The organism is Lacrimispora sp. (genome assembly GCF_046972725.1).
In the GTDB taxonomy this organism is placed as follows: Bacteria; Bacillota; Clostridia; order Lachnospirales; family Lachnospiraceae; genus Lacrimispora.
On record NZ_JBKVXF010000002.1, the window covers coordinates 513,346 to 525,071 of the forward strand.

The window sequence follows — 11,726 nt, forward strand, 5'->3', positions numbered from 1 at the left end:
AAAGTGACTTTGCTTTGCACTTGAGTTTTTGAAATGATATGATACTGTGATTTCAGATAAAAGTGGTATTGATTTCGGAAAGTTCAAATGAAAGTATTGAACCCAAAATGGAGACCAGCTATGAAAAGTCAATCATAAATTAGCAAAAAATTCTATTTCGTATCGATGGTAAAATAGGGTAACTTTAATAGAGCTCCCTGAGGGTGCTTTTTCAAAATCTATCGATATTGGTATACAGACCTCTTATTCGAGGTTAAATTCAACTTCGTCAGTGAGCATCTTCCAGATGATTCTGACTAACTTGCCGGAACAGTGCCCAAGGGCATTATAGTGAGTTCGGCCTTCTGCCCTCTTGGCATCATAATAAGCCTTGAAGGTGTCGTTGTTTCTTACAACGTTCCAAGCTGCATTTACTAAGGCATATCGCAGTACACGAGAGCCACGTTTGGACATACGAGTTCGTTTAGCCTGAAAGTTTCCAGACTGATATACGGACGGATCTAAACCAGCAAAAGCAAGCAGCTTGTTAGGACTTAAGAAACGGTGAATATCACCTATTTCACCAAGAATCATTCCGCCATTTATGTATCCGATACCAGGAATGGTCATGATGACTGATTCATTGAAATTCATGATGTCCGTCATCTCTGCTTCAATCTTATTTAATTGGCTATCCAGTAACTCGATTTGTTGAATGGTCTGGGTTATCTGAATAGATATAGCGCTGTCGTTTGCACCGACAGACTTCTGTGCCAGAACTCTTAATTCTTTGGCCTGCTCCTTTGTAAAGTGACCATGAGACTTCACTTTGAGCAGATTTGCCAGATGAGTCATATGCATGGAAGCAATCTTGTTAGGAGAAGGTGCTTCATTAAGAAGGGCATAGACAGCATTCTGATGCAGACCGGATTTAAAGAAGTATTGCAATTCCGGGAAGACCTGATCAACATAGGTTGTCAGTTGGATTTTAAGGCGGGTTCGCTGTTTTATCGTTTTCTGGCGAAAGCGTCCAAGAGCTTTTAAGTCCATCAGATCAAGATCATAGAAGCTGACGAACCGTAAGGAATCCTGCATCATTAGAGTTTTAGCAATAACGTAAGTGTCGACCTTATCTGTCTTAGTTTTGCGAATGTTGTTCTTTCGCATCTGAGACGTCTTAATAGGGTTGAGAACACACACTTTGTAAAGATTGGCAACAAGGTATCGAACAAGGTTGTCACCGTAGTGTGCCGTGGACTCAAGACCGATGATGGTGCTGTCCTTATCGAATGATTCGATTTTGGAAATCAGCAGTTGGAAGCCATCAGCGTCATTAGTGAATTTGAACGGCTCAATGAGTATCTCGCCCTCCGAAGAAACGGCAGCGGCGAAATGGTTAAGTTTGGCAATATCAATACCAACGTAAATCATGAGGTTGTACCTCCCTTTCGTAAGATCTGATACCGTGATATCCACCAGCGATTATCATCGTAGACTTGATTGAAATAAGTACTCATTGGAACAAAGTGCTCCGGTACATCCAGCATATAAACAATTCAGATAAAGGTAGCGGCAATACACTCCAGTTGAGTAGTCAAAGCTACAGGAAAAAATCAAAAGTCCACAGTATCTGAATGTATTATAACCACGATATTAAAAAGAAAGGAACGTGTGATAATTAACTTCCTAATTATCATACAAGGTATAAAATGAAAGATTTTTCTATTGCAAAAAAGATGTCTGCCAGCTTTGCCATGATAGTATTATTGTTTGTAATTCTCCTTGCTTTTGTAATTACATTAGGAATGGGAACTGTCTCCGGTTATTTTAAAGGTTTCTATTCGGGGCCTTATCAGGTGGTTTCCCAAACGGAGGAATTGAACCAATCCCTGAACTCCCTGGAAAAATATATGCTCATGATGATTACAACGAATGATGCAGGCAAAGCAGCAGAATTTGAAAAGGAATTTACTGCAAACGCTGAGAACATAGATAAAAACATTGCATATTTAAAAGAGCATTTAACGCAGCAAGCGAATAAGGATAATATCAATCAATTGGTTAAAAACGGTTCCGAAGGACAGGCATTGAACCAGAAAATGCTTGGTCTGTACAAAAGCGGAAAAAAGGATGAGGCCATAAAATTGTACTTTTCCGATTATATGGCCTCTGCCCAATCGTCAAGGGATCTTTCTGATGCCATTAATGTTTCGGCAAAAGAGGTTGCAGACCAGTTTTATAATAATGCAGGGCAATCGGAGATTAAAGCGTATGTGGCTATTCTCGTTTTTACCATCATGATTCTTTTCTGTGTCGCCCTGCTGAACCTTTATAATATTAGAAGTATTACAAAACCGGTACAGGAAATCGAAGGTGCGATGAGAAAGCTTTCCACCGGTGTTCTTGATGTGGAAGTAAGCTATACCTCGAAAGATGAATTTGGAAGACTGGCGGAAAGCATGCGTACAATGGTTGCTGAATTCAAAAATTACATACAGAATATTGCATACGTGACCAGCGAGATTTCAAACGGTAATATGACTGTAACGGTAGATACGGATTATCAGAATGATTTTGCACCCATTAAAAAGTCATTGGAGGAGATCATATCTTCACTTAATGGAACTCTTTCAGATATCAGCATTGCTTCCCAACAGGTAGCTGCAAGCTCAGAACAGATGACTTCCGGAGCACAGGCACTGTCTCAGGGGGCTACCGAACAGGCAAGCTCTGCGGAAGAACTTGCGGCTTCCATCAGCGAAGTGTCTGATAAGATCAAACAGAATGCGGATAATGCCATACAGGCAAGTACAAATATGGATGAAACAACACTGGAAATAGAGCATGGCGACGCGCAAATGAAAAAATTGGTAGAAGCCATGAGTGGGATTGAAGATACTTCCAGTGAAATCGAAAAAATCATTAAGACCATCGAAGACATTGCATTCCAGACCAATATCCTTTCTCTTAATGCGGCAGTAGAGGCCGCCAGAGCAGGGGAAGCCGGCAAAGGATTTGCGGTTGTTGCTGATGAAGTAAGAAATCTGGCAAGCAAAAGTGCCAAAGCAGCAAAGGATACGACGGTACTTATACAGAATACTCTTACTGCCATCAATAACGGGAATGACATGGTAATTGAAACAGAAAAATTCTTAAATCAAATAGCGGTCAGAGCGGAATCAGTAAATACACTGATAAAAAAGATCTCGTCTGCTTCAGAAGCACAGGCCAGTTCCATTGAACAAATCAACTTGGGAATCAATCAGATCTCCGGTGTCATACAGACCAATGCTGCCACTGCAGAAGAAAGCTCCGCTTCCAGCGAGGAACTTTCCGCACAGGCAGAAGCATTGAATGCACTGGTTTCAAAATTTAAATTAGCATAAGGTTTTATTGAGAGAAAAAAGCAGCATTTGTTAAAATAAATTCATCCTTTTCTTTAATCTGTACCGCCGGAGCTGGTATCATTTATATTAAACAAGGAGAATTACTATTGTGACACAGTTTACTGAGGAAATACTTATCATCATTCAGGGAATCCCATATGGCAGAGTTATGAGCTATGGACAGGTCGCCAGGCTTGCAGGAAATCCCAGAGGTGCCAGGCAGGTCGCCAGGATCCTTCATTCAATGTCTGAAAAGTACAACCTCCCGTGGCATCGGATCATTAACTCAAAAGGTAAAATATCCATAACCGATAAAAGCCATGCAGCTGTTCAAAGAGAACTTCTTATTTCCGAAGGAGTAGAAGTATCTGAAGACGGAAGCATAGATATTTCAAAGTACGGAGTATGGAACTGATCCATACTCCGTTGGATAACACTTAGCTGCTAAAGGATCCGTCCATTATACCGGTCAATGAAAAAAGAAAGCCGAAGCAGAAAACGGGTATGAACGTCTGTAAGATCCACCTTGCATAAGTCCGTGATCCGGTTTAAACGGTAGACAAGAGAGTTCCTGTGGATATACAGGCTTTCAGAAGCTGCTTTGATGTTACCGCCCATCTCTATGTAGACATATAAGGTCTTATACAGCTGGGAACCGTTTTCCTGGTCATAACGGTTGAGGACTGCCAGAGAAGGATGGCAGAACCACTCTAATTTTTCCGGTTTCTTTACTTCTGAAAATAAATTAAAAATCTGATAATCTTTAAAGAGGTAAGCCAATTCTTCCGGGTCTATCTTATTGCCCGACTCTAAGGCTGCATATGCCTGTTCATAGTGAGTTACGAAGGATTCCATACAGGAAAAGGCGTTACTGATTCCCATTTGTATGTATTCCTTTTTAGAAAAGCCTTTTAACATTTCAAGTAATCTCAATTCTGCTTTTGTATCTTCTTCTTGTGGGATGACCGCAACAATTCCGTTATTATGATAAGTGATATGGGTACCGGGAATCTGCTTTTTTAAATCCTTGCATACAAAGTTTTTTAAGTAGGATTGTCCGGGATATTTTAAAGAGCGAAGGAACAAAACCCGCATCATGGAAGGAAATTGAAGCGCTGCCAGCCTTGGCATAGTTTCCTTTGATGGCGTTCCGATCAGCATGTCATATAATACTTCATGGTAAACGCTGTTTTTTTCAAATAAGTCCAATTTATAGTAGGAAATGGTGTAGCTGATCACATGGCTTATGGTACTTAACATTTCAAAATGGGAAGGAAGAAAGTGGTTCTCTCCTTCAATCATCAACAAAAATCCAATCTGGGTCTGATTATGAAAGACTTTACTGCTTAACTTGCGGAACGGGGATTTGCTGCAGGTAACTTCTATGGCAGCTGTGGTCTGTGAGGCGCTGCGTATGGATTTTAATTCTTTTACTTCATTAATAAAATCGTAACAGCAGTATCCCTTCCTGGTATTTTCCAGCCAAAGAGGATCGAGAATGGGGACGGATGAAGCGCTGGAAATGATTTTGAAATTCATATCACAGAAAAGCAAAGAATTTCCAAGTCTTACAGAAGCGGCATCAATGACGGCTTCGATGCTGCGGGTTTTATCCGCGATAGCAGTAAGCTCCTCAAAAATTCCTCTGAAACTTGCTTCAATCAAATTTTTGGCATCGTTAAATAGGGGAAATAGAGAACTTTCTGGAACCAAAGCCATATTAGCTCCAGCAGCCGGAAGAGGAGATGCTTTAAAATCCGTATGTGCAAGGATGCATTGGACTGGAATCGATGCTGCGTTATCCAGTTGTTTATCATAACCAAAGTAAAGGGTATTTTTGACCATGGGATCATGCCTGTTATCAATCAAAGCAACATCCTTTATTTCCAAATCTTCTCCCAGTGACAGGATATGAACGGAATATTCTTCTGAGATTTTTTCTATAAACTTTCTAAATTTCATAGCTCCCTCCGTTTTAGAAATGATCTGTTTCAAATATAGTTTCACTATAGTGCACCATGAACAAATTGTCAAATTTTTATCATTTATGATACACATTGTTAAATTGCGGATGGTATCATATTCTTGTTGTATTATAAAAATAGAGCAGGAGGGGAAAATGTATAACAGGTTATTTGAAACGGGAAGAATTGGAACGGTAAAAGTAAAGAATCGTTTGGTCATGGCTCCCATGGGGTGCGGGCTTGCCAACTTAGATGGAACACCGTCTGAAGATATGATCGCTTTTTATGAAGCAAGAGCGGCAGGCGGCGCAGGAATCATCATACCAGAGATTACCCGTATCAATGATACGCATGGGGCAGGGCTTCTGAGACAGTTATCAGTCACAAAAGACAGGCATATCGGACCGCTGTCGGAGCTTGCCCAGGCAGTACATAAACATGGCAGCAGAATATTGATACAGCTGCATCATCCGGGACGTGAAACGGTATCCGCGCTCATTGGAGGGCAGCCGGTCGTTGCACCGTCTCCCATTCCCTGTAAATTGGTAAAGCAGGAGACACGTGGGCTGACTAAAGATGAAATAAAGCAGTTAATCATGCAGTTTATTGAGGGTGCCGCCAGAGTTCAGAAGGCAGGGTGTGACGGTGTGGAATTACACGCAGCACATGGATATCTGCTGCATCAGTTTTTATCTCCCTATACAAATAAAAGAGAAGACGAATACGGCGGAAGTTTTGAGAACCGTCTAAGAATGATTGTTGAAATCATCCATGGAATACGGAAAGAATGCGGCCCGGATTTCCCGGTCGGTGTCCGGTTAAGCGTAGAAGAATTCCTGGATAAAACAGGTGTGACAGAAGCGTATATCCATATCCAGGATGGTGTAAAAATTGCCATGGCCTTAGAACAGGCAGGAATTGATTTTATAGATGTCAGCTGTGGCTTATATGAAACAGGCATGACCTGTGTAGAGCCTGTTTCTTTCCCGCAGGGCTGGAGGCATGACATGCTTTTGGCAGTAAAAAGTCATGTTAAAATCCCTGTAATCGGTGTATCGGTCTTTCGGGAACCTGCCGTAGCGGAACGGTTCCTGGAAGAAGGGGTGGTAGATTTTATTTCCATGGGACGTACCTGGATTGCCGAGGAAGAGTGGGGGAAAAAAGTACTGGAAGGGAGAGAAAAGGAGCTTCGCAAATGCATCTCCTGTCTGCGCTGCTTTGAAAGTCTGAATGAAAATAATGCTGCCGGTTTGCCTGCCGAATGTGCCTTAAATCCCAGGTATGCAAGAGAACGGAAATATGGGAATCTGGTTCACGATACCAAAGGACATACTGCAATCGTTGTTGGAGGCGGGCCTGCCGGAATGTGTGCGGCACAGACCCTTGCCCTTCGCGGAGTCAAGGTGACGTTGCTGGACCGTCAAAGGGAACTTGGAGGAACCGTCAATCTGGCCAGGAAACCGCCGTTAAAGGAACGGATGCAGTGGGTCGCCGATTACTACAGCGCAGAATTTGAGCGCCTTGGAGTAGAGGTAAAATTAAATACGGAAGCAACCGCAGATATGATCATGGGATATAAACCGGATGCAGTCATTCTGGCCACCGGCTCTGTGTCTGTTATTCCTGAAAAAATCTCCGGAATACTGGGGGATAATGTATTTACGGTAGAATCTGTGCTGTCAGGGGATTCCGAATTAAAAGGAAAAAAGGTAGCTGTGGCCGGTGCAGGGCTTACAGGCCTTGAAACAGCAGAATATCTTTTTGAGAAGGGAAATCAGGTTACAATTATTGATATGCTTGATAAGCCTGCTCCTAATGCAAACCATACCAATGTGGCTGATGTCTGTGGGAGACTTGCTGAATCAGGTGCCGTTTATATGCTGGGACATTCCTTAAAAGAGATAAGAAAAAATGAAATTGTACTGGAGAGACTGGAAGATCATAAAGAGGTAACGGTGACTGCCGATGCAGTCGTGCTTTCACTTGGGTTCAGACCGGATCAGTCCCTGGTTTCAGAGTTAGAAGCAAAGGGTGCGGTGATAAGAGTAATAGGAAGTGCCATAAAGGACGGAGCGATTGCACCAGCGGTACGTACTGGTTATGAAGCTGGATGTGAATTATTCAGGGAAAAGCAAAAAGTTCCCAGCTTTCGGGTTTCCAAAGATGATATGCAGAACTTCGGCAGAATATCCCGAATGGATCACCAGGAGGGACTCTATATCAGCTATCTGACGGACCCGGCAGCAATTGCGCAGATACTACCGCCGCCGTTAAAGCCATTTTCCATGCCGGTAGTCACCTTATCCGTCTGCCATGTGAATAATCCAACGTTTGCCGACGACTACTACGAAGCTATTTTGGGGATTTATGCAGTCTACGGTAAAACACCTGGCTTATATCCCCTGGGTCTGGTTCTTGGAGGCTCAGGCGCTGAAATGGCGGTACAGTGCGGCCGTGAGAATGGAAGTATTCCAAAGAAACTGGGAGGAGAATTTGTCATCAGAAGAAATGGTGACACGGTAACCGCAGGAGTAACGAGAAGAGGAACCCAGCTTGTAGAGGCAACCATGAAATTAGGGGAGTATAATAGTCCTCTGACCGGGGCGCTCTATCAGTTCCCGGAAGCAGGAAAGCGGACATTTGGAGGCGGGTTCTATTACCACTTTGACCGGATGCCGGATGAAAGCGGTATTTCTCATTTCCTGAACGGTGCATTGCTTATGAATCAATGCGAATATAATTATCAGTCATGGGAGCCGGGAATGGTTTCTCTCAATTTGAATTCAAGTATTGATGACCCATGGGCAGAACTTCCTGTTCATACCGTAATCGGCGGTGCTTATTCAAAGAACAGTCTGTTGGTACATAAACTTAATTTTGTAGAAAAAATAGAAGCCGATGATATCCTTCCATATTTGCTGACCGGACGCTATGACCGGACCGCATTTATGGAAACCGGCCGTATTTAACTGGATTTTTGGGAATAGTATATGTAGTCTTGATTGATAAAAAGAAAGGAAGCATATAGATATGGAAAATTATTTTGATTTAACCGGAAAAACAGCGGTAGTAACAGGAGCAAGTTCAGGACTTGGTGCTGATGCGGCACTGGCCTATGCAAAAGCAGGAGCGGATGTTGCATTGCTGGCAAGACGTATTGAAAAGTTGAACAAAGTAAAAGCAGAAATTGAGAAAACAGGCAGGAATGTAATTGCAGCTGCATGTGATGTTACAAAGGAAGAAAGTGTAAAAACAGCAATGAAAACCGTACTTAATACCTTCGGCCACATTGATATTCTGTTAAATAATGCAGGAGTTGCTGTTGGCGGCGGGGTAGACAGCATGTCTGTGGAGGATTGGGATAAAGCCTTTGATACGAATGTAAAGGGAATCTTTTTGGCAAGCAAGTATGTACTTCCGCAGATGAAGGAAAGAGGTTACGGTAAAATCGTCAATATCGCCTCCGTAAACGCGGTGGTCGCAGATAAGTTTGATGCATTTATCAGACATTCCTATAATTCCTCCAAAGCTGCAGTGGTTGGTCTGACAAGAGGTATGGCAGCTTCCTATGCAAAGTATGGCATCACTGTAAATGCCATCGGACCGGCTCTTTTTGAAAGTGAGATGACCAGTGAAACTTTATTTAAGTCAGACAAATTTCTGAATAATTATAATACGATGAACCCGTCAGGGCGTCCGGGAAGAAGAGGGGAATTAAATGGTACGGTTCTTTATCTTTCCAGCGATAGTTCCAGTTATGTTCAGGGCCAGTTCATAATTGTAGATGGCGGCGGTGCTATTGTATAAAAAAGAGGGATGCCGCATATTTTTGCGGCATCCCATTGTTTGACTGTTCTGGTTCTGCAGTTGCCATATTCCTAAATCAAGTGATATTCTTTAAGCAGCTTTTCTATATCAGTACCCGCAAGTTTCTTCATAGCTTCATTCAATACGGCTTTTATTTTGGGGTCCAGTTCTAAATCTGTAATTCTTTTCCCGTCTCCCAGTTTTGATGTGGCATGAAGCAGATCCCGAATATCATACGTGCTTCCCCAGACTTCAGGTACGCCCCGGTCAATATCCAAAAGTGTATATACACTCTCCATAGCAGTACGGACAGAGTATTCGATTGTAAAAATCGTATCACGTGTTGTCTCAGCAAATTGTCCAAGGAAAGCAAAGTTTACACTGCCTTCTGGAATAACGTCAGGACGGTCACCCGCTTCCCTTGGCATAAAGAATGCGGTAATATAAGGCATCATGCAAGGGACTGTATTCGCACTGTTGCTGGCCATATCCTCAATTTCATTTTCCGGAACGCCAATGTGATACAGCCACTCCATACAGATTTCCCTGCCCGTGCATTCACGCATGGGTTTTTTGATATAATTGCCTGGTTTATCAGTAAATAAGCCGTATATCCAGCCGACCAGCTGATCCTTGGGCTGATTACGGAAGTGAGGCTGACGGTTAAAGGTCCAGCTGAGCAGCCAGTTGGAATCCTTAGCAGTTACAATGCCTCCGGTGACCACCTTGCCGCTAAATGGATCACGTTTGCAGATCTTCTGGATGTATGGAGGAATTTTGTTATCAAGCGTCGTTACAGTTGCAGACATCCAGTTGCTTTGCTCTGCATCATAGCAGAATTTATCCGGGTGGCCGAAGGACGGATCCTGAGCCGCGATTTTGCGCCACATATCCCAGCCTCCGCCCTGCTTGATTTCATAATTGAAAGCTGCAGGGGAATCCTGGCTGCCGATGGAGGCATTTTCAACACAACCGCCGTTGGTGATAAATACCAGATCATTTTCCGTCAGATCAATATGCTCTTTCGAATTGTTTTGGGTAACTTCAATGCAAGTTGCAGTTTTTTTATCTTTCTGGATATCGAACAATATATTATCTACCTTTGTGCCGAAATGGAACTGTACGTCATGGGCTTCCAGATATTTGACTAACGGCAGAATCATGGATTCATACTGGTTATACTTTGTGAACCGAACGGCTGTGAAATCAGGCATACCACCAATATGATGAATGAATCGTTTGATATATAATTTCATTTCCAGTGCGCTGTGCCAGTTTTCAAAAGCGAACATGGTGCGCCAGTACAGCCAGAAATTCGAGTTTAAAACCTCGTCGCTGAAGAATTCAGAAATACGCCGGTTATACAGGGCTTCGTCTGGGGTAAAGAACAGTCTCATGATCTCCTGCATGCCTTTGTCTGATAAGGCAAACTTGCCGTCCGTGTGGGCATCTTCGCCGCGGTTGACGGTAGCACGCATAAGAGAACTGTTCGGGTCATGCTTATTGAGCCAATAGAACTCGTCGAGTACACTGGCGCCTTCCTTTTCCAGTGACGGAACGGAATGGAATAAGTCCCATAAGCACTCATATCGGTTATCGACTTCACGTCCGCCGCGAATTACAAATCCAACGTCGTCATATCTGTAACCATCGCAGGCACCGCCGGCAATAGAATCCTTTTCTAAAATATGGATTCTCTTCCCCTCCATCTGTCCGTCACGAACAAGAAAAGCCGCAGCAGCAAGCGAGGCAAGACCTGAACCAATGAGATACGCTGATTTGCTTTCGACCCCTTTGGGTTTCTCTGGACGGGCCAGTGATTCATAATTTCCTTTTGAATAATACATTCCAATTACCTCCATGATCATTAGATTGTCTCAACATCACAAGTATAGTATTTATTGAGATTAATACAATCATCAATAAGGCTGTTTTGTTAAGAATCCCATCATGCAGGCAATATTGTATAGTTTTTAATCATTTTTAGTGATTTGATTAAAACCGTTATGCTGATACTGGGTTAAGGCTCTTGATATATCTCCGTGAATCAAGGTGCTGACCTGATCAATGATTACTTTCGGGTCATCCCGCATGTCCCTTTTGATCCAATCCAGAAGTAAGCCCACAAAAGCAAAGGAATAAAAGTTTGCGATGAACTTTTTGTCTGATTCCGTAACAGACATGCCAACCGCTTTTTCCTCCACAACACCCATCAGCAAGTCAAAGGTGATTGTATAAAAATAGTCTTCGATAATTTCTTTTCTGATCGAACGGTAAACATTTAAAATAAATGGTTTATTATCAAGAACCATTTGAAATGTCTGTAAAAACCCTTGCTGCCAGGTTTCATACGTTTTATTTCCCTGAATAGCTCTTGCCGTTTCCTCATTGCAAATCCATTCGATTAAATCATAAATATCTTTGAAATGATAATAAAAGGTCATTCGACTGATACCGCAGTCATTCGCAATGTCTGCAATGGTGATCTTATGTAGTGGTTTCTGTAATAAAAGATTTTTAAGCGAGTTTTCCAGAGCCCGCTTTGTGATCTGTGACATTCCAAAGGCCTCCTTAACGTGATTTGTTTTTT

At 42.5% G+C, this 11,726-nt stretch carries 8 protein-coding genes; 4 read left to right on the forward strand and 4 right to left on the reverse strand.

Translation table 11 applies throughout. The features are described from left to right. Positions 1-243: 243 nt before the first annotated feature. Positions 244-1,410: an IS110 family transposase gene (locus tag ACLTWA_RS10750; RefSeq protein ID WP_412327493.1), complete on the reverse strand. Its 1,167-nt coding sequence runs from the start codon at positions 1,408-1,410 to the stop codon at positions 244-246. 278 nt (positions 1,411-1,688) lie between these two features. On the opposite strand from ACLTWA_RS10750, the gene ACLTWA_RS10755 reads away from it, so the two are divergent. Together ACLTWA_RS10755 and ACLTWA_RS10760 are read left to right on the forward strand one after the other, a co-directional pair. Next, entirely contained in the window at positions 1,689-3,365 is a 1,677-nt protein-coding gene (locus ACLTWA_RS10755; protein ID WP_412327696.1) for a methyl-accepting chemotaxis protein, read from the forward strand. 109 nt (positions 3,366-3,474) lie between these two features. After that, entirely contained in the window at positions 3,475-3,780 is a 306-nt protein-coding gene (locus ACLTWA_RS10760) for an MGMT family protein (RefSeq protein WP_412327697.1), read from the forward strand. Positions 3,781-3,809: 29 nt separating this feature from the next. On the opposite strand, the gene ACLTWA_RS10765 is transcribed toward ACLTWA_RS10760, so the two are convergent. Continuing rightward, positions 3,810-5,327, reverse strand: a complete 1,518-nt coding sequence (locus ACLTWA_RS10765; protein ID WP_412327698.1) for a PucR family transcriptional regulator — start codon at positions 5,325-5,327, stop codon at positions 3,810-3,812. 157 nt (positions 5,328-5,484) lie between these two features. Here ACLTWA_RS10765 and ACLTWA_RS10770 point away from each other — a divergent pair, with 157 nt between their 5' ends. Both ACLTWA_RS10770 and ACLTWA_RS10775 read left to right on the forward strand, forming a co-directional pair. Next, positions 5,485-8,298, forward strand: coding sequence for an acetoacetate decarboxylase family protein (locus tag ACLTWA_RS10770; protein WP_412327699.1), 2,814 nt, complete (start codon positions 5,485-5,487; stop codon positions 8,296-8,298). A gap of 61 nt (positions 8,299-8,359) precedes the next feature. Next, positions 8,360-9,136, forward strand: a complete 777-nt coding sequence (locus ACLTWA_RS10775) for an SDR family NAD(P)-dependent oxidoreductase (protein ID WP_412327700.1) — start codon at positions 8,360-8,362, stop codon at positions 9,134-9,136. A 71-nt stretch (positions 9,137-9,207) separates the two neighbouring features. Here ACLTWA_RS10775 and ACLTWA_RS10780 read toward each other — a convergent pair whose 3' ends face one another. Further along, positions 9,208-10,983 carry an oleate hydratase gene (locus ACLTWA_RS10780; RefSeq protein ID WP_412327701.1) on the reverse strand — a complete coding sequence of 592 codons (1,776 nt, stop codon included), beginning with the start codon at positions 10,981-10,983 and terminating at the stop codon, positions 9,208-9,210. A 126-nt stretch (positions 10,984-11,109) separates the two neighbouring features. Then, the gene (locus tag ACLTWA_RS10785; protein WP_412327702.1) at positions 11,110-11,694 is read right to left on the reverse strand and encodes a TetR/AcrR family transcriptional regulator; all 585 of its coding nucleotides are present in this window, start codon (positions 11,692-11,694) and stop codon (positions 11,110-11,112) included. Positions 11,695-11,726: the final 32 nt, after the last annotated feature.

Bases quoted from the DNA above. Each gene is read 5' to 3' on its own strand.
- ACLTWA_RS10750 (WP_412327493.1), bottom strand. From the start codon at position 1,410: ATGATTTACGTTGGTATTGATATTGCCAAACTTAACCATTTCGCCGCT.
- ACLTWA_RS10775 (WP_412327700.1), top strand. From the start codon at position 8,360: ATGGAAAATTATTTTGATTTAACCGGAAAAACAGCGGTAGTAACAGGA.
- ACLTWA_RS10785 (WP_412327702.1), bottom strand. From the start codon at position 11,694: ATGTCACAGATCACAAAGCGGGCTCTGGAAAACTCGCTTAAAAATCTT.
- ACLTWA_RS10780 (WP_412327701.1), bottom strand. From the start codon at position 10,983: ATGTATTATTCAAAAGGAAATTATGAATCACTGGCCCGTCCAGAGAAA.
- ACLTWA_RS10770 (WP_412327699.1), top strand. From the start codon at position 5,485: ATGTATAACAGGTTATTTGAAACGGGAAGAATTGGAACGGTAAAAGTA.
- ACLTWA_RS10765 (WP_412327698.1), bottom strand. From the start codon at position 5,327: ATGAAATTTAGAAAGTTTATAGAAAAAATCTCAGAAGAATATTCCGTT.
- ACLTWA_RS10755 (WP_412327696.1), top strand. From the start codon at position 1,689: ATGAAAGATTTTTCTATTGCAAAAAAGATGTCTGCCAGCTTTGCCATG.